Genomic DNA, 19,488 nt, shown 5'->3' with positions numbered 1-19,488 from the left:
CAGGGAAAAATATCCAGATGGAAAGTCTCACATTACAACCAATAAATATGATTCAGGGTGAAGTCAATTTGCCGGGTTCAAAGAGTGTATCGAACCGCGCATTGCTGCTGGCAGCATTGGCATCAGGGACAACCCGCTTAACTAATTTGCTTGATAGTGATGATATTCGCCATATGTTGAATGCATTGAAGGCACTTGGCGTTGAATACCGTCTTTCTCATGATAATACTGTTTGTGAGGTCGATGGTTTGGGTGGCGTGTTTAATGCAAATGCTTCACTTGAGTTGTTTCTGGGAAATGCAGGGACAGCAATGCGTCCCCTTGCAGCGGCTTTATGCCTTGGCCATGGGGATTTTGTATTAACCGGTGAGCCACGGATGAAAGAACGTCCGATAGGGCATTTGGTCGATGCTTTACGTCAGGCTGGCGCAGAAATTGAGTATATGGAAAATGAGAATTTTCCTCCGCTGAGAATCCAGGGAAAAGGGCTGACAGGTGGAACGGTTTCGATTGATGGTTCTATTTCAAGTCAGTTTTTAACAGCATTTCTGATGTCCGCCCCACTTGCTTCCGGCGATACTCACATTCGGATTATTGGTGAGTTGGTTTCAAAGCCTTATATCGATATTACCTTACATATTATGGAACAGTTTGGTATTCGTGTGGTGAATCATGATTATCGCGAATTTATCATTCAGGGTGGACAGTCATATACATCTCCGGGAACGTTCTTAGTTGAAGGCGATGCGTCGTCAGCTTCTTATTTCCTTGCCGCTGCCGCTATCAAAGGAGGACAAGTCAAAGTATCCGGAATTGGTAAAAACAGTATTCAGGGAGATGTTCAGTTCGCTCATGCACTTGAAGCTATGGGGGCTGAAATAGACTGGGGTGATGACTTTATTTGTGCCAAACGAAACAGACTTCAGGCTGTTGATATGGACTTCAACCACATTCCTGACGCCGCAATGACAATCGCTACCACTGCTTTATTTGCCAAAGGTCAAACTACAATACGTAATGTTTATAACTGGCGGGTAAAAGAGACTGACCGGTTAGCAGCAATGGCGACAGAACTCAGAAAAGTCGGAGCGACTGTGGAAGAAGGAGAAGACTATATTACCATTACTCCTCCTGAAAAAATGACTCATGCAGCGATTGATACTTATAACGATCACCGGATGGCAATGTGCTTTTCTTTAGTTGCGCTGAGTGATACTCCCGTGACGATTAATGATCCGGGTTGTACATCAAAAACCTTCCCTGATTACTTTGAGCGCCTGAAGAAGCTGAGCAGTTAACCGGTGATTTGAAAGTCAATATTTACTCTGATCAAAGCCCTTTATGATGAATGAAGGGCTTTTTTTAATTATCAAGCGTGAATTCTTTGGAAAGGTGATGTGCCAGATATTTAAAAACATTGAATACTGATGTGGTTTTTTCCGTAGGCAGCCCGCTTTCATTCAGGAAGTAATTTCCTTTAAAGATAAGTACGCCATCTTTTTCTTCTACGGACTCAGCCCGCATACCATTTATATACTGGTCATGCTCCTGTATCAGCTGATTCGCAATCATTAATAAATCAGTTGATGAAATTTTTTTCTTATCGTTCACTGTGACTCCTTTTTTATTCTATATTTCTGACAAAGCATTGTATGAATCAACATTTTCTGATCAATAAAAAATGGGTTTCTTCTGTTTTGCATGCGAAGATTTTGTGATATACCCCTTAAATCAGTTGTTTTTTTCAGCGGTGTTCATACACTCCATTTAGTATGACCGGGCTTTTCGCTGGGTTAGCGTATGATTAGAACAATTGTCGACCAGTTAATTATCAATTTGAAAAAACTGGTTGATCTTCTGGTTATCTCGCTCAATAGTAAAAAAAGAGAATTTTTGAATGTAGTGCGAAATTTGTTCGCACCATGATGAAGGATATGTTAATCAATTATGGGTAAATCACTGGTCATAGTGGAGTCTCCTGCCAAGGCGAAAACGATTAATAAATATCTTGGCCGGGACTATATTGTGAAGTCTAGTGTCGGTCATGTCCGGGATCTTCCAACCTCTGGTCAATCTAATTCAGCTAAAAAAGCGGCTCCGGTTTCAACGAAAAATCTTTCTCCTGAAGAGAAAGCGCGTCTGAAAAAAGAAAAAGAGCGTAATGCACTGATAAAGAAGATGGGTATCGACCCGTTCAATGACTGGGAAGCAAATTATCAGGTACTCCCCGGGAAGGAGAAGGTTGTTTCTGAACTGCAAAAGCTGGCTAAAGACGCTGATTCTATCTATCTCGCAACCGATTTGGATAGAGAGGGAGAGGCGATTGCGTGGCATTTGCAGGAAATCATTGGTGGCGATAAAGAACGCTACAAACGTGTTGTTTTTAATGAAATTACCAAAAATGCGATCCAGCAGGCCTTCAAAGAGCCTGGTGAACTGAATATGGACGGTGTGAATGCACAACAGGCACGTCGCTTTATGGATCGTGTGGTTGGATTCATGGTTTCTCCATTGCTGTGGAAAAAAGTTGCCAGAGGTTTATCGGCCGGAAGAGTTCAGTCTGTGGCGGTTAAATTGCTGGTCGAAAAAGAGCGGGAAATTAAAGCCTTTGTTCCTGAAGAGTTTTGGGATATTCATGCAGATACAAAGACCCGGTCTGACAGTGATTTCCGCTTGCTTGTGGCGCAGAAAGATGGCGCAGCTTTTAAGCCTGTCAATGAACGTGAAGCGAAAGATGCATTATCAGAACTTGAGTCTGCACAATATGAAGTCTGTAAACGTGAAGACAGGCCAACATCAAGCAAACCATCGGCACCTTACATTACTTCAACCCTGCAGCAGGCAGCAAGTACCCGGTTAGGGTACGGGGTTAAGAAAACAATGATGCTGGCACAGCGTTTGTATGAGGCTGGTTATATTACATATATGAGAACCGACTCGACAAACCTGAGTGCTGAGGCCGTTGATTCAGTCCGGGAATTTATTCAGTCGGAGTTTGGTGAGAGTTATTTACCGGATAGTGCGAATGTATATGGCAGCAAAGCCGGTGCGCAGGAAGCTCACGAAGCGATTCGTCCTTCAAATGTTCATGTTTTAGCTGATGCGCTTGAGGGGATGGAAAAGGATGCGCATAAGTTATATGCATTGATCTGGAATCAGTTTGTTGCCTGTCAGATGACCCCGGCACGTTATGATTCAACAACTATTAGTGTGAAAGCTTCATCTTATACCCTGAAGGCCAAAGGCAGAATTCTGAAGTTTGACGGCTGGACCCGTGTCCAGAGACCTTCAGGTAAGAATGAAGATCAGATACTGCCAGGCGTTCAGGTTGGTGATACTTTGTCGCTTGTCAAATTAGATCCAAAGCAGCACTTTACCAAACCGCCTGCCCGCTTTACTGAAGCGGCTCTTGTCAAAGAGTTAGAGAAAAAAGGTATCGGTCGTCCTTCTACTTATGCTTCAATTATTTCGACCATTCAGGATCGTGGCTACGCAAAAATCGAGCAACGCAGGTTTTATGCTGAAAAAATGGGCGAAATTGTCACTGATCGCCTGGATGACAGCTTCAATGATTTGATGAATTATGATTTTACGGCCCGTATGGAGCAAAAGCTGGATCAGATTGCTGACGGTCATACAAGCTGGAAAGGTGTGTTGGACCACTTTTTCGATGATTTTTCAGTGCATCTCGAGACTGCAGAGCAGGATGAAGACTCTGGTGGGATGAAGCCAAATCATATCGTTTTGACAGATATAGAATGTCCGACCTGCTCGCGTCCTATGGGTATAAGAACAGCATCAACAGGTGTTTTTCTTGGCTGTTCGGGTTATTCATTACCGCCGAAAGAACGTTGTAAAACGACAATTAATTTGGGTGATGAAGAAGGTGTTATTAATGTTCTTGAAGAGGATGTTGAAACAGCTGCTCTGCGGGCTAAGAAGCGTTGCCCGATTTGTGAAACTGCAATGGATGCTTATCTGATTGATGATAAGAGAAAGTTACATGTATGTGGTAATAACCCGAATTGTGACGGCTACCTCGTTGAACATGGTGAGTTTAAAGTAAAAGGTTACGACGGGCCTGTGGTTGAGTGCGATAAATGTGGCTCGGACATGGTACTGAAAAATGGTCGGTTCGGAAAATATATGGGATGTACAAATGAATCCTGTAAAAATACCCGAAAAATTCTGAAAAACGGAGAAGTTGCTCCGCCAAAAGAAGAGCCGGTACATTTACCTGAAATTCCCTGTGAAAAATCCGATGCTTACTTTGTCTTACGTGATGGGGCTTCCGGGTTATTTATGGCAGCCAGTAATTTCCCCAAATCAAGGGAAACGCGGGCTCCGTTTGTACATGAGCTGGTCAGATTTGAAGACAGACTACCTGATAAATTTAAGTATCTGGCGACTGCACCGGTTGAGGACCCTGATGGCAAACAAACTGTTGTGAGATTCAGCCGTAAGTCTAAAGAGCACTACGTCAGGACTGAGGAAAACAGTAAACCGACCGGCTGGACAGCTTTATATGTCGACGGTCACTGGGAAGTAACAGATAAAAGAAAAAAATCGAAATAACGATGAGAGGCAGCTGAAGGCTGCCTTTTTTTATGTCTGTTTACCACACTGCACTTTATATAGTTATATCGTTTGCGTTTAATTGTGGTGTGGTAGCACGATATTCAGCTCGTTGTGTATATTTTTTATATTCTGTGAACTGGATTGTGTGTTGAATACAACGTGCGATATTCACTTCACTAGTTTTAGCTTCTAACTTTGTATTATCCGGTAATTTATATAATGTAATTATATGGTTACTCGCTTAGTTACATATAAATTTAGCAATAGCGCTAAAATTGACTGAAGAGTCGGATAATTACAACTAAACAGATGGAGTTTCAATCATGGCTGGTGTATTAAGTATGATTTTGGCAGGCGGTGAAGGATCCAGATTGAGGCCTTTGACCGTATCCAGAAGTAAGCCTGCAGTCCCTTTTGGCGGAACATATCGATTGATAGATTTCGCTTTAAATAATTTTGTGAATGCAGACTTGATGAGGATTTATGTCCTGACTCAATTTAAGTCCCAGTCGTTATATATGCATCTAAAAAAAGGCTGGAATATATCCGGGATCACCGATCGGTTTATTGATGTTATCCCGGCCCAAATGCGTGATGGGAAACGATGGTATGAGGGGACCGCTGATGCCATCTATCAGAATATCCGGTTTATAGAATTTGCGAATCCGGATTATGTTTGTATTTTTGGTTCAGATCATATCTACAAAATGGACGTCAGGCAGATGTTGGATTTTCATAAACAGACCGAGGCTCACCTGACAGTTTCTGCGTTACGCATGCCTTTGAATGAAGCCTGTCAGTTTGGTGTGATTGAAGTTGATAAAACCGGGAAAATGATTGGTTTTGAAGAGAAGCCTGTCAATCCTAAATGTATCCCCGGAGAGCCCGGTTGGGCGTTAGTGTCTATGGGAAACTATATTTTCGACGCTAATGTCTTATGTGATGAGTTGAAAGAAGATGCATTAAATACAGAATCAAGTCACGATTTTGGTAAAGACATTATTCCTGATCTGTTTCCGAAGGGAAATGTTTATGTTTATGACTTCTCTACAAATAAAATCAAAGGAGAGGCCCATGATACATATTGGCGTGATGTGGGAACTATCGATTCTTACTGGGCTGCCAATATGGATTTATTAGACAGGGAGCCTCAATTTTCACTGTACAACCGCAGCTGGTCACTTCATACCTACTACCCGCCATTACCACCAGCAACATTTGTAGACGTTGATGACAAAAAAGTGAAAATTACAGACTCTCTTGTTTCCGGGGGAAGCTACATCCAGGGAGCGACTATATTTAAATCGATTCTGGGATTCCGGACAAATATTGCTGCAGGCTCTCACATCAGTGAGTCTGTCATTCTTGGTGATGCAAAAATCGGTGCTGGTTGTACGATTAAGCGCGCTATCATCGATAAACATGTAGAAATTGCTCCAGGGACCATTATTGGTGAAGACCTTGAGCTGGACAGAAAACATTTTCATGTTTCTGATAATGGTATTGTTGTTATCGCAAAAGGAACAAAAGTTGGATTCTAGGATGGAAAAAATAAATATATGGTTTGCTGTATCGGAGGTTCAGGGCATTGTAAAAAGTGGAGGGTTGGCTGATGTTGCAAAAGCATTGCCAGTGGCACTTCAGGAGCTGGGTCATCAAATTAATGTTGTCATGCCAGGTTATCATGCAGTTCCAGACAAAAATAACATGAAAATAATTTATGAGACTGCTCTGACTCACTGGCCGTATACACCTTATAAAGTCCGGCTATCATCACTTGATAGTATCAATATTTATTATATCGATTGTGACACCTATTTTGACCGGACGGGGCTTTATTCTGAATATAACCGAGCTTATGCTGACAATGGAGAACGATTTGGCTTTTTCTCTGCGGCAGTACTTGATATCTTACCAAAACTGGATATTCGTCCTGATATCATACATACCAATGACTGGCACACCGGGTTGATTCCCTTTCTTCTTAAGACCCGATACGCAAACGATGAATTTTATCAGTCGATCAGAAGTGTACTAACAATTCATAATGCTTTGTTTAAAGGAATTTTCTCCTATGATGAACTTGAGGTGATTCCGGAACTGCATCTCAATGGAATGGAGTTTTTACAATATGGTCAAGGGTATGTAAGTACACTCAGGGCCGGGATTGCGTTTGCTGATAAAATTAATGCAGTTAGTCCAAATTATGCAGCTGAGCTACTCACACCTTTAGGATCCCACGGACTCGTCGATGATTTTGTCCATAAAGCAAAAGATTTGTACGGGATTATTAACGGATGTGATTACTCCGAATGGAATCCACAGACTGATACTTATATTCCCCGGAATTACTCTTCAGAAACGGATTCGTTACGGGAAGGAAAACAGACTTGTAAAAGGCTTTTACAGGAAGAATTACAGTTGCCTGTGAGAGACGTGCCTGTATTTGGTATGGTTTGCCGCCTCACCCAGCAAAAAGGATTTCATTATTTATTACCAATACTGGAGCTTTTTCTTCTGAATGATGTTCAGCTGGTTATTGTTGGGACGGGTGAGCCGGAGATTGCCAATCAATTACATCAGGTTGCTTTGTCTTCACCTGATAAATTTGCCTTTGTTGATGCATACAGTAATCACTTTGCTCATATGGTTGAAGCGGGTGCCGATTTCTTTTTGATGCCTTCTGAGTTTGAGGCCTGTGGCTTAAACCAGATATATAGTATGGCTTATGGCACGTTACCTATTGTCAGAGAAGTCGGGGGACTGAAGGACACCGTTTTCGATTGCCATAAATATCCTGATAAAGCGACTGGTTTTAGCTTTTCAGAGCCGGATGGAAAGGCGCTGCTGGTTTGTATGCAACGTGCTTTACTATTTTATCTGCAACAACCTGAAGAGATGCTTAAAATTCAGCAAAGAGCCATGCAGCTCGATTTTAGCTGGAAGGATTCAGCGAAAGAGTATGTCCGGATGTACCGGACAGCGCTGATGACGTCATCCGCAAGGTAAATTTTCTGAATAAAAAAAGCACCTGAAAACAGGTGCTTTTACTAAGACTTGGCCAATAATTATATATGCCAATTATAACAAATTAGCCAGTTCCTCACGACGTGATTTCGGAATAACCGACCAGTGTTTACCTTCTATGGCGCCTTCAGGTGCCCACAACAACTCAAGAGATGGCTGAGTTGTTGGATGAGTTTCCTGAATTGCCTTATAAGCCTGAATCGCTCCTTTCTCATGAAGATCAGCGACAGAATTAATACCTGCTTTTCTCAGCATGCGTTCTGTTGCCAAACGTAGATTAGGAAGATCTTTCAATCGTTGTGGTTTTGTGACCTCTTGTGATTCTTTTTCAAGTTTAGCCGTTTTAAAAGCCTGCGTTGCAATAGTGAGTATCTTTGATTTGTCCTTCCAGTATTCCGCAGGAAGTGCGTAATACTTAGTGACAACGGGGAACCCGCGCTTTGCATAGACATAAGGCTCAAACTCTTGCTCCTTGAATGTCTCTAGTGAGTTGGAATCTGCTCGTATATGTAACTTGTCCTTAACGACAAGTGCAAACATGATATCTTCAACAAAAATACCAAATCCGCCAAACATTGAGCGAGATTTAACACGTCCCAGCTGCTCAAATAGCTGCATTGAATTTTTAAGGGTTGGTTTATCCATGCTTTTCGTCTCGGTGTATTTTTAAATGAATACGCCACCAAAATCAGGTCCGAGAATTTAGCAAAATAATGCAGAAAATATGTTAGTAAGACGTCAGTAAATGACGAACTATGAAATGCATTTTTGCCATCGGTAACCCCGCTACCTACCACTCTCTGGTTTAGGCCGGAGGCTTTGCGTCCCACCTTTTCAGATGGTTTGCCCTGTGCGTGACACTTTTTTCTAATGTTTAATTAACAATTGAAAAACGATAAATAGATGCTAGCATCTATTCGCAAATGTGATTTTAGTCCAAATTATGCGGTAGATCAACTAATAGCGTATGAACTAAACATTTTTTTTAATTCATGCGTGTTCATATACATAATATGGCGGACAATTATGACCGATTATTTAATTTTTTGACAGTATCACGAGCAACGATTTCGGGATGCATTTCAAATATTCGACGCTCATGTTCTTTGTTTTTGATACGCTCAAGCAAAATTTCGAAAGCGTTTTTGCCTACACGTCTTTTGGGTTGATGAATTGTTGTCAACGGAGGGGAGAAATATTCAGAAATCTCAATGTTGTCATAGCCAATGACTGACATATCATCGGGAATTTTTATCCCCCGTTGCTGAAGCCGGCTCATGAGTCCTAAAGCCATGGTGTCATTAAAACAGAAAATAGCGGTTGGCTTTTCATCCATAGCAATAATTTTATCTGCAGCCAAAACAGCCGTATCACATTCAAAGTTACCTTCCAAAATCCAGTCATCATTGGTCGGTAAATTTGCTTCAGACATTGCCCTGCGGTATCCCAGAATACGTTCTTTACAAATAGCCTTGGAGAGTTGTCCGCTTAAACAGGCAATTTTTTTATGGCCATGATCAATCAGATACTTCGTTGCCAGATAACCGCCTTCTTCGGAGTTATCAATGATTTTATCTGCCTGAGAACTTTCCGGCCCCCAGTCCATAACAACTTTAGGAATATCCTGATAGCCATCGAGCATATCCAGCAAGACTTCGGTCAGATCAGAACAAATGACGAGGATGCCATCTACTCTTTTTTCAGCAAGCATACGAATATAATCACGTTGTTTTTCATATAGCCCGCCGGTATTACATAAGATGAGCGTGTATCCCTGGCGATAACAATAACTTTCCACACCGTCGATCACCTCTGAGAAAAAAGGGTTAGTCGACTGAGTAACTAACATGCCTATCGTCCGGGTTGAATTGCATTTCAGACTTCGAGCCACAGCACTGGGTGCATAGTTTAATGATTTTACTGCTTCCAGTACTTTTTCCTGAGTTGCCTCAGCAACAAAACGTGTTTTATTAATCACGTGCGAAACAGTTGTCGTTGATACACCCGCAAGGCGGGCAACATCTTTTATTGTAGCCATAGGTATATACTCTTTCGCTGAAGGTCTGTAATGTCATTGATGAAAATAACAACTTCTGCGGCATCAATTATTTGAAAACGTGAAATTTTAAAGCTCAGCTCCGGGAATAGCAATCCAAAACCCCGAATTTATATCATAACTTCACTCAGGCAGATTGTTTTGTGAATTATGTATTATCATCCGGTGAGCCTGAGACGGCTGCTTCCTGACTTGAAACCCATTTCTTTAACTGTTGCCAGAGTTGTCCTAATGTTTCGTGCCAGTATTTTTCTGTTTGTTCCAGATATAAGGATTTTGGTGCATATTTTTCCCATGGCTGCGCAATATCTTTCAATGACAGATAGTTGGTTGGTGCCGGAACCGGATCTAATCCTGCAGACCTGAATTCGTGCAGTGCCCGTTTCATATGGCTCGCTGAAGTAACAAGCACCAGCTTTTGATTACCAATGAAATTTGCCGCTTGTTGCGCTTCTTCCCACGTATCCCGTGCGTTCTCTAACAGAATAATGTCAGACTTTGCCACACCAAGTGACAGCGCTACTTTTGCCAGCATACGGGCGTGACTTAACCTTGTTTGTGCTGCATATCCTGAGAGAATCAGCTTTGCGCCCGGATACATACGCATGATCCGGATACCTTCTGTCAGTCGCATCAGGGCTGTTCTGCTGATTTGCGATGTTGGAGGGATTTGGCTGTCAACAACATGTCCACCACCGAGAACCATCACATAGTTAACCGTCCCCTCAATGGGCAGAAAAGCAGAATACTGACGTTCCAGAGGAGCCAGCAGACGACTTGAAACAGGCTGAAATGATGCCATAAAAAGGCATACATAAGAGAACAGAACGATCAGACAACCAGTCTTTCTTTTCGTTGTAAACATGATCAACATCAACCCGATAAAGCCAATTAATAGCAACGAGGGAAGAGGCATCAGAAATGCAGAAACGATTTTTTTTAGTGCAAACATATAAAAATAGTCCGAAAAATCAGCAATTGAGAATAAAAACGATTAATCCCTCTTTATTCCTGCCATTCCTGTGACAGAATAGCAGCACGATTGATTATAATAACTCATGCTATTGTGACTGAAGACCGCAATTTCGACGATATTGCCCACAAATTCGCAAAAAATATATACGGCTCTGACAAAGGTCTGATCCGCCAAACAATTGTTTGGGAAGATATTATGCAAATTCTGGGAAAATTTCCATCATCTCATGCACCTTTAAACATATTAGATGCCGGCGGCGGGCTGGCACAGATGTCTCAGAAGTTAGCTGAAGCGGGACATCATGTAACATTATGTGATTTATCAGTTGAGATGTTAAAACTGGCTCAGGCAGAGATCGAACGCAAAGGATTGCAGGCACAGTATGATTTTGTTCATTCACCCGTACAGGAAATTGATAAACATATTAAAAATCAGGTCGATTTTCTTATGTTTCATGCAGTGATGGAGTGGCTGGCTGAACCAGAAGAGGCATTAAAACACCTGCTCGGTAAGGTCAGGCCTGGTGGCGTAGCTTCTGTGATGTTCTACAATCACCATGGTTTAGTTTTTAAAAATGTTATATGTGGAAATATACCTCATGTTCTGGAAGGAATGCCTTTCCGGAAGCGTTTTAAGCTACAACCCCAAAAAGGACTTCTGCCTGAAGAGGTTTATCGGTGGATTGAAATGTCAGGGTTTGAGATTGAATGTAAATCCGGTATTCGTTGTTTTCATGATTACATAGGGAATCGAAAGAATATGGGAGAGTATACTTATGAGGATGTGCTGGCGCTTGAGCAACAGCTATGCCGTCAGGAGCCTTACTTATCGATGGGACGATACATTCATGTTTTGGCCAGAAAAGTGAGTAAGGAATAACAAATTTATGATGGATGAGTTGATTCCGGAAAAAAGTGAACAATCAATAGATGAGCTGGTTGGCTGGGTGAGGCAACATGATTTTTCACTCAGTCTGAGTTCTGAAAAACTTGCTTTTTTAATCTCTCTTGCTGTGTTAAGCCATGAGCGGTTTGATGACGAGTTAGGTGAAGGTGAGTTACATGATGCTTTTGCCATTGTGACCCGGTTGTTTGAAGATACCGGCGATGCTTCTGCATTTCGTGCGAATAATGCAGTGAATGATCTGGTGCAACAACGGCTGATTCAGCGTTTCACCAGTGAAATTACCGATGGCGCAAGTATTTACCGCCTGTCACCGTTAGCCATTGGCATTACTGACTATTATGTCCGGCACCGTGAATTTTCTAAACTGAAATTGTCCATTCAGCTTTCCATTGTGGCTGACGAAATGGAAAAGGCAAAAGAGGCTGCAGAAAAAGGTGGTACGCCGGGATACTGGCAAAAGCATGTCTATGGCGTTCTGAGATATTCCGTTGGTGAAATATTCGATCAGATAGATTTAAACCAGCGGGTGATGGATGAACAGCAGCAGGAAGTTAAAGACCAGATTGCCCAGTTACTGAATAAAGACTGGCGCGATGCGATTCAGAATTGTGAGTCATTATTATCTGAAACTTCCTCTACACTAAAAGAGTTGCAAGACACCCTGCAGGCTGCCGGTGATGAGCTTCAGACTCAGATTCTGGATATTCAGGAATGCATTTATGGCCATACTGAACTGGGGTTTGTCGAGGAGATCTTATTTCAGCTGCAAATGAAACTGGATCGGATTATCAGCTGGGGGCAACAGGCCATTGATCTCTGGATTGGCTATGATCGGCATGTCCATAAATTTATCCGGACTGCGATTGATATGGATCAGTTCCGGGCCTTTAGTCAAAGACTTCGCCAGTCTGTCAATGAGTACTTTGAGCTACCTTGGTATCTGACGTTTGCAGATGCTGAGCGTTTTACTGATCTGCGCGATGAGGCGCTTGTTCTCAGAAATGATGAAGTGACCGGTCATGTGCCTGAAGAAGTAGAATATGAAGCGTATGAACAGGTCACGGATGAACTTTCTGAACGGATCGGCCATATGTTGACTGCCCACAAAGAGAAAGGAGAACCCATTGATTTGACTCTGGTTCTGAAAGATTATCTGGCTTCTCACCCCAGAGCCCATCATTTTGATTTAGCACGTATTGTTGTCGATCAAGCCGTTCGTCTTGGTTACTCAGGTGCAGATTATCAGGCAATTCAGCCCAAGTGGCAGGCAATTAACGAATTTGGTGCAAAGGTACAAGCGAATGTCATCGACCAATATGAATGAATACATGCCAGAAAAACTGGTCAAAGCAATTTCTAACCCTCTTTTTCCTGCGCTTGATAGCTTGCTGCGGGCAGGGCGGCATATATCCGGTGAAGATTTGGACAATCATGCCTTTCTCTCTGATTTTGAACCGGAACTGGCGATGTTTTATCAGCGCTATAATACAGAGCTGGTCAGAGCGCCGGAAGGTTTCTTTTATCTCAGACCCCGCTCAACTTCTTTGATTAACAGAAGTGTTTTATCTGAGCTGGATATGCTGGTCGGCAAAGTGTTGTGTTTCTTGTATCTCAGTCCCGAGCGATTGGCACATGAAGGTATATTTACCAGTCAGGAATTATATGACGAGCTGTTATCTCTGGCTGATGAGAAAAAGCTGATGCGGCTGGTTACACACCGGGCCAGTGGTTCTGATCTGGACCGTGAAAAACTATTTGAAAAAGTCAGAACATCGCTACGCAGACTTCGCCGCATGGGGATGATTGTGGTGATTGGTGATTCAGGTAAGTTTGTGATTACGGAAGCTGTGTTTCGCTTTGGTGCTGATGTACGTCTTGGTGATGACATGCGGGAAGCTCAGTTACGCTTAATCAGGGATGGAGAAGCGGTGGTGCCGGTCCCGTCTTTCGATGAAAAACAAACATCAGAACAACAAATAGCAACAGAATTAACAGAATTTGAAGGTGAAGCATGATTGAAAGAGGTAAATATCAATCACTGACTATGATCAACTGGAATGGTTTCTTCGCACGGACCTTTGATATCGATGGGTTGGTGACGACGCTCTCCGGCGGAAATGGTGCCGGTAAATCAACCACTATGGCCGCATTTATTACGGCGTTGATCCCGGATCAGAGTTTGCTTCATTTCAGAAATACCACGGAAGCGGGAAGTTCCCAGTCATCCAGAGATAAAGGTTTACACGGGAAACTTCAACCCGGTGTATGTTATGCGGCACTTGATGTGGTGAACTCCCGTCATCAGCGCCTTTTGTTTGCCGTCAAGCTACAACAGGTTGCGGGCCGGGATAAAAAAGTTGATATCAAACCTTTCTTAATTCAGGGCTTGCCAAGCCATGTCCGGCCAACGGATATTTTGATCGAAGGTGTCTCTGAACAGCAGGCCCGGGTGCGTCAGCTCAATGAAGTCAAAGAGTGCGCACTGGCTCATGAAGGGGTTCAGTTTAAAGCATTTCAATCGGTCGTTGACTACCATGCACAAATGTTTGAGTTTGGGGTTGTGCCTAAAAAAATGCGTTCAGGTGCGGATCGTTCCAAATTCTACCGGCTGATTGAAGCATCACTCTATGGCGGGATTTCCAGTGCGATTACCCGGTCACTACGTGATTATCTTTTGCCGCAAAACGGTGGGGTAAAAAAAGCATTTCAGGATATGGAAGCGGCGCTCCGTGAAAACCGGATGACACTGGAAGCGATTAAAACGACCCAAAATGATCGCGATTTATTTAAGCATCTGATTACTGAGTCGACCAATTATGTGGCAGCAGATTATATGCGTCATGCCAATGAGCGGAGAAGTAAGGTAGAGCAGGCATTGTCCCATCGGCAGACTTTGTTTGGTGCACAGCAGACGTTGTGCCGTCATCGTGAATTGCTCAATCAGGTTTCAGCAGAACTGGAAGAATTATCAGGACAGGAGTCTGCCCTTGAACAGGATTACCAGAGTGCCTCAGATTATTTGCAGCTGGTGCAGAATGCTCTGCGTCAGCGAGAGAAAATCGAAAGATACAGGGAAGATCTGGAAGCGTTAAAAGAGCGGCTTGAAGAACAGCTGATGGTGGTTGAAGAATCTCAGGAACAGGTTGCCCTGACTGAAGAACAAGCCACGATTTATGAAGATGAGGTGGATAGCCTGAAGTCCCAGCTGGCTGATTATCAGCAAGCACTTGATATTCAGCAAACACGGGCACTTCAATATCAACAGGCATTGAATGCACTGGAAAAGGCGCAGACGCTTACTGGCGACCAGACGTTGTCTGCTGAGAATGCATCTGAAAAAATTCAGGAACTGAATCAGGCGCAATCTGAGATGACAACCCGTCTGTTACAAATGAAACATCGTTTGGATCTGGCTTCGGCTGCAGCTTCACAATTTGAGCAGGCATTCACGCTGATTCAGTCCATTGTCACTGATGTTGACCGGCAGTCAGCATTTCATTGTGCAACAGAAGTTGTGGCAAAAGCAGAGCAAGCCAAACGACAGGTTGAACAGCAGCATCACCTGACGAGCCAGCAAGCTGACATAAGACGTCAGTTGACGCAGCAAAAACAGGCACGTGATTTTGCGGAGTCTTATTGTACTCAGTTTCAGCTGTCCCTGGATTCGCTGGATCTGAGCGAAGAACGTGAAAAGCATTTACATTTGCTTGATTCACTTGAGGAAGAAGTTGCAGTCATCCGGGACAACCGGACGGCTTTGCGCAGTGAGCAACAAAATTGTCAGGATGATATTCGTCGTTTAGAACAGCTGGCGCCTCAGTGGATCATCTCACATAATGCTTTGGAAGCGCTCAGAGAACAGAGTGGTGAGTCTCTGGCCGATCAGCAGTCAGTTTTGCTGCAGATGCAGCAAATACTTGAACAGGAAAAAGTACAGTCCGCAGAAAAAGAACAGCTGGCTCAAAAGCGTCGGGATATTGAAAAAGATATCGAGCTGCTGGCGTCTCCCGGTGGCGCAAATGATGCCCGGATTAAAGGTATCGCGGATGTTTTAGGTGGTGTTCTGCTGTCAGAAATTTATGATGACATCACGATCGACGATGCACCTTATTTCAGCGCGATGTACGGTCCGGCGCGTCATGCCATTGTCGTTTCTGACTTATCAGGTGTTAAAGAGCGCTTGTCTGAGCTCGATGATTGTCCGGAAGATTTGTATATTCTCGAAGGAGACGTTGATGCGTTTGATGACAGTGCATTTGATGCAGAAGAGTCAGAAGGCGCTGTTTGTGTCCGCTTGAACGACAATCAGCTCCGTTACTCACGTTTTCCTGAGATTCCTCTGTTTGGACGAGCGGCAAGAGAAATGCGTCTGGAACAGTTACGTGCCGGGCGTGATGATATTGTTGAAGCTTATGCAAAAGTGTCGTTTGATACGCAAAAATCTCAACGTTTGTATCAGGCTTATCAGGCGTTTGTCACCACACATATGACGAACGCTTTTCAGGATAACCCTGAACAGGCCTTACAGCAGATCCGGGATAAAAATAATCAGATTTCACGTTCAATGAGTGAAATGGATACCAAAGAACATCAGTTCAGGAGTCGTATCCAACAGTCCAGAGATGGATTGTCGCTGATAGATAAAATTGAACCTCATGTTCACTTGCTTGATGATGATTCGCTTGCCGAAAGAAGTGAAGAGATTGAACAGTCTCTGAGCTCGTTGGATGAAGCGAAACAATTCTTAGCCCGCCATGGTAAACATGTTGAGTTACTGAAATCCTGTATCAGTTCACTTGAGAGTGATCCTGAACAGTTTGATGTGCTGGAAGCTGATTATCAACAGGCTGATCAGGCGCTACAGGATGTGAAAGCGAAAATATTTGCGTTATCTGATCTGGCTGAGCGTCGTCATCATCTGAATTATGCTGATGCAATTGATCTGGTGAATCAGGGCGATGCGTTTAGTGAACAGCTGAAAGCGAAACTGGCACAGGCGGAAATTCAGCGCACAGAAGCCCGCAGCGCTTATAAACAGGCACAAAGTCAGGCTGTCCAGTATCAGCAGGTGATGGCTTCCTTAAAAAGTGCTCATCAATCCAAGCTTGAAACGGTGCAAGAGTTTGAGCAGGAACTACAATCATTCGGTGTGAATACTGATGAAACCGCACTTGAACGGGCTGAGTTTCGTAAAAATGAGCTGTATGAAAAATTGCATGTTTCACGTCAGCGTCAGCATGAACTGGAAAGAACGGTCACATCGACTGAACTGGAAATGAGTACATTGACAAAACAGCTGAAAAAAGTCACGAAAGATTATGCGGAGCTGAGGAAATTTATCGTCAATGCGAAAGCTGGCTGGTGTTCTGTACTTCGTTTAGCCCGCAAGCATGATGTTGAACGACGTTTGCATAAGCGCGAGCTGGCTTATCTGTCCGGCAGTGAATTACGCTCCATGTCTGATAAAGCATTGGGCGCATTACGTCTGGCTGTTGCGGATAATGATACGTTGAGAGACTCATTGCGGTTGTCGGAAGATAACGCGAAGCCGGAGCGTAAAGTTCTGTTCTATATTGATGTTTATCAGCATCTCAGAGAAAGAATTCGTCAGGATATTATCCGTACGGATGATCCGGTTGAAGCGATTGAAGAGATGGAGGTTGAGCTGGCACGTTTGACTGATGAACTGACTCAGCGGGAAGCGAATCTGGCAATCAGCTCAGAATCGGTTGCCAGTATTATCCGCAAAACGATTCAGCGTGAACAGAATCGTATCCGGATGCTGAATCAGGGATTGTCGAATATAAACTTTGGCCAGGTCAATGGTGTCAGGCTGAATGTGAAGGTGCGGGAAAGTCATGAAATGTTGCTTTCGGGTTTGGCGGAGCAGCAGGACCAGCATCAGGATCTTTTCAGCAGCTCGCGGCTGACTTTCTCTGAATCAATGGCGAAGCTCTTCCAGCGTGTCAATCCACATGTGGATATGGGACAGCGATCACCTCAGGTTCTGGGCGAAGAGTTGCTGGATTATCGTAATTATCTTGAACTGAATGTTGAAGTCAACCGGGGTGCAGATGGCTGGTTACAGGCGGAATCAGGTGCATTATCGACGGGGGAAGCAATCGGAACCGGTCAGTCCATTTTGTTGATGGTGGTACAAAGCTGGGAAGAAGAGTCACGGCGTTTACGGAGTAAAGAGATTATTCCTTGCCGGTTACTGTTTCTGGATGAGGCAGCCCGGCTGGATGCGAAGTCTATCTCTACCTTATTTGAGCTTTGTGACCGGCTGGATATGCAGCTGCTGATTGCAGCGCCGGAAAATATCAGCCCGGAAAAAGGAACAACTTATAAGCTGGTCCGGAAAGTATTCAAAGATCATGAACATGTCCATGTTGTCGGCTTACGGGGATTCGCTTCTGCGGAATCAGATCACAGAGAAGTTGAAGATCTTCCTTTGGAAACAACATGAAGCTGAACCATGACCGGCGAAGCTCAATCTTGCCAGAAACTTGATATTGTCAGAAACATAATATTTTAAAATGAAGCCACCAGAGATGAGCTGGTGGCTTTTTTTATGAGTTAGTTTTTCTTTATTTCACCATGTTGCATCAGCTGATAGTGATCAAAGTCTTCTGCAAGATACAAGTTTCCTGAATAAAGGGCATATGCTTCCCGGCGGATATGTTCAACAGAGCAGGGGGCTTCAGGATCTGATTGATAACGGGGACTGAAGTGAGTCAGAATCAGGTTGGGTAACTGCATGGATTCTGCAAATGTTGCGATTAATCCTGCATAGCTGTGCCCTGCATCGCTTGCTTTGGCTGCAATATCTTGTGTATACGTTGCTTCATGAACCAGTACATCACAATCCTGACAAAGTGACTGAAGTAACTGAGGGTGGTCATTATCACCACAGACAACAATTTTTCTGACCTGAACTTCCTGTTGTACAAAGTCCTGAGACAGTAGCTGTTGTCCTTCATGGGTGATGTCCTGACCTTGCCGGAGTTTTCCCCATACCGGACCCGGCTGGATTCCCTGTAACTTCAGCTTGTCAGTATCGAGACTTGTCCTGATGATTTTTTCGGTAAAACGGTAGGCATAAGATGGTACCCGGTGAGAGAGTTCAGTCGTATGAACTTCAAAGGGGCCGACATTTATGGCGGTCAGGGATTCAACTTCGGTAAAGTGCAATTCATAAGGAATAAAAAGTTGTGTATGTCGTTTCGTCGCTTCAATCCATTCCCGGATACCCTGAGGTGCAACAATTCTGAGTGGTGTTTTCCGGCCGCTCATTCCTGCACTGGCGAGTAATCCGATCAGCCCATAGCAGTGATCACCATGGATATGGGTAATGAAAATAGCTTGAAGATTATGTAATGATAAGTGGGTTCGTAATAGTTGCTGTTGTGTGCCTTCCCCACAGTCGACCAGACACCAGTTACGACTTTGATTTTCACTGACAGCAATGGCCGTGACATTTCTTTTGCGGGTCGGAACACCAGCGGATGTACCAAGAAATAGAATATCCATATGATATAGCTCCGGTAAGTTTCTTCCGGAATTATACCTGATATGAATGATATATTGATGCTGTTCAGCATGTTAACGGCATGTATGCCAGTATATGCTGTAACGGGAGATGAAATATTAAGATAAAACAGAGTTTATTGAGTGTACTACTTACCGGTGTGTAATGTTTCCGGCAGAATAAAAACATAATCCTTGCAGCAGATAAATTATATTGATGCAAGGCTTATGTTTTTATGCAACCCACGATAAGGTTGTCAGTAATGAAATTGTTGCTGTGACAGCAAACATAGAAAATAAAGTAGCGATATCACGTAAGGTTAATTTATCAGCCTGATGTGTGTTCTGTCTTTCTTCGCTGACTCTCATTTCTGATTCGATGATTGAACTCATAATTAACTCCTGCTGTTTTGTT

Annotated in this window: 14 protein-coding genes and 1 riboswitch; of the genes, 8 read left to right on the top strand and 6 right to left on the bottom strand. The window is 43.4% G+C overall.

The features are described from left to right. Window positions 1-17 precede the first annotated feature (17 nt). Entirely contained in the window at window positions 18-1,298 is a 1,281-nt protein-coding gene (gene aroA / locus OCV29_RS09555) for a 3-phosphoshikimate 1-carboxyvinyltransferase (protein ID WP_261887310.1), read from the top strand. A gap of 64 nt (window positions 1,299-1,362) precedes the next feature. Here aroA and OCV29_RS09550 read toward each other — a convergent pair whose 3' ends face one another. After that, complete coding sequence (locus OCV29_RS09550; protein ID WP_073603098.1) at window positions 1,363-1,611, bottom strand: DUF2498 family protein; 249 nt, start codon at window positions 1,609-1,611, stop codon at window positions 1,363-1,365. A gap of 336 nt (window positions 1,612-1,947) precedes the next feature. On the opposite strand from OCV29_RS09550, the gene topA reads away from it, so the two are divergent. From topA to glgA, 3 genes are all read left to right on the top strand, one after another. Continuing rightward, the gene (topA, locus tag OCV29_RS09545; protein WP_073603097.1) at window positions 1,948-4,575 is read left to right on the top strand and encodes a type I DNA topoisomerase; all 2,628 of its coding nucleotides are present in this window, start codon (window positions 1,948-1,950) and stop codon (window positions 4,573-4,575) included. Between the two features lie 326 nt (window positions 4,576-4,901). After that, entirely contained in the window at window positions 4,902-6,119 is a 1,218-nt protein-coding gene (gene glgC, locus OCV29_RS09540; RefSeq protein ID WP_073603096.1) for a glucose-1-phosphate adenylyltransferase, read from the top strand. A 1-nt stretch (window position 6,120) separates the two neighbouring features. After that, entirely contained in the window at window positions 6,121-7,587 is a 1,467-nt protein-coding gene (gene glgA / locus OCV29_RS09535; RefSeq protein ID WP_073603095.1) for a glycogen synthase GlgA, read from the top strand. Between the two features lie 72 nt (window positions 7,588-7,659). On the opposite strand, the gene OCV29_RS09530 is transcribed toward glgA, so the two are convergent. The 3 genes from OCV29_RS09530 to elyC all read right to left on the bottom strand — a co-directional run bounded on the left by OCV29_RS09530 (window position 7,660) and on the right by elyC (window position 10,613). Beyond that, window positions 7,660-8,250 carry a TfoX/Sxy family DNA transformation protein gene (locus OCV29_RS09530; protein ID WP_073603094.1) on the bottom strand — a complete coding sequence of 197 codons (591 nt, stop codon included), beginning with the start codon at window positions 8,248-8,250 and terminating at the stop codon, window positions 7,660-7,662. A 128-nt stretch (window positions 8,251-8,378) separates the two neighbouring features. Beyond that, window positions 8,379-8,463: riboswitch (cyclic di-GMP riboswitch) on the bottom strand. A gap of 166 nt (window positions 8,464-8,629) precedes the next feature. Then, window positions 8,630-9,643 (bottom strand): HTH-type transcriptional repressor PurR, encoded by a 1,014-nt coding sequence (gene purR, locus OCV29_RS09525; protein WP_073603093.1) that lies wholly within the window; start codon window positions 9,641-9,643, stop codon window positions 8,630-8,632. A gap of 166 nt (window positions 9,644-9,809) precedes the next feature. After that, entirely contained in the window at window positions 9,810-10,613 is an 804-nt protein-coding gene (elyC, locus tag OCV29_RS09520) for an envelope biogenesis factor ElyC (RefSeq protein ID WP_073603092.1), read from the bottom strand. A 114-nt stretch (window positions 10,614-10,727) separates the two neighbouring features. Here elyC and cmoM point away from each other — a divergent pair, with 114 nt between their 5' ends. From cmoM to mukB, 4 genes are read left to right on the top strand one after another with little or no spacing between them, the layout of a single operon-like run. Next, entirely contained in the window at window positions 10,728-11,516 is a 789-nt protein-coding gene (gene cmoM / locus OCV29_RS09515) for a tRNA uridine 5-oxyacetic acid(34) methyltransferase CmoM (RefSeq protein WP_073603091.1), read from the top strand. A gap of 10 nt (window positions 11,517-11,526) precedes the next feature. Then, window positions 11,527-12,867, top strand: a complete 1,341-nt coding sequence (gene mukF, locus OCV29_RS09510; RefSeq protein WP_073603111.1) for a chromosome partition protein MukF — start codon at window positions 11,527-11,529, stop codon at window positions 12,865-12,867. Continuing rightward, the gene (gene mukE, locus OCV29_RS09505; RefSeq protein ID WP_073603090.1) at window positions 12,845-13,558 is read left to right on the top strand and encodes a chromosome partition protein MukE; all 714 of its coding nucleotides are present in this window, start codon (window positions 12,845-12,847) and stop codon (window positions 13,556-13,558) included. Before mukF ends, mukE begins: the two co-directional genes overlap by 23 nt. Next, window positions 13,555-18,012: a chromosome partition protein MukB gene (mukB, locus tag OCV29_RS09500; RefSeq protein ID WP_073603089.1), complete on the top strand. Its 4,458-nt coding sequence runs from the start codon at window positions 13,555-13,557 to the stop codon at window positions 18,010-18,012. Before mukE ends, mukB begins: the two co-directional genes overlap by 4 nt. 110 nt (window positions 18,013-18,122) lie before the next feature. Here the strand turns inward: mukB and OCV29_RS09495 are convergent, their stop codons facing one another. Both OCV29_RS09495 and OCV29_RS09490 read right to left on the bottom strand, forming a co-directional pair. Next, window positions 18,123-19,076 carry a ribonuclease Z gene (locus OCV29_RS09495; protein WP_073603088.1) on the bottom strand — a complete coding sequence of 318 codons (954 nt, stop codon included), beginning with the start codon at window positions 19,074-19,076 and terminating at the stop codon, window positions 18,123-18,125. A gap of 231 nt (window positions 19,077-19,307) precedes the next feature. After that, window positions 19,308-19,466 carry a hypothetical protein gene (locus OCV29_RS09490; protein WP_175561523.1) on the bottom strand — a complete coding sequence of 53 codons (159 nt, stop codon included), beginning with the start codon at window positions 19,464-19,466 and terminating at the stop codon, window positions 19,308-19,310. Window positions 19,467-19,488 lie beyond the last annotated feature (22 nt).

This window comes from Vibrio aerogenes, assembly GCF_024346755.1.
Taxonomy (GTDB): domain Bacteria; phylum Pseudomonadota; class Gammaproteobacteria; order Enterobacterales; family Vibrionaceae; genus Vibrio; species Vibrio aerogenes.
Note: the sequence above shows the minus strand (reverse complement) of the source record. Positions and strands in the feature narration are given on the sequence as shown.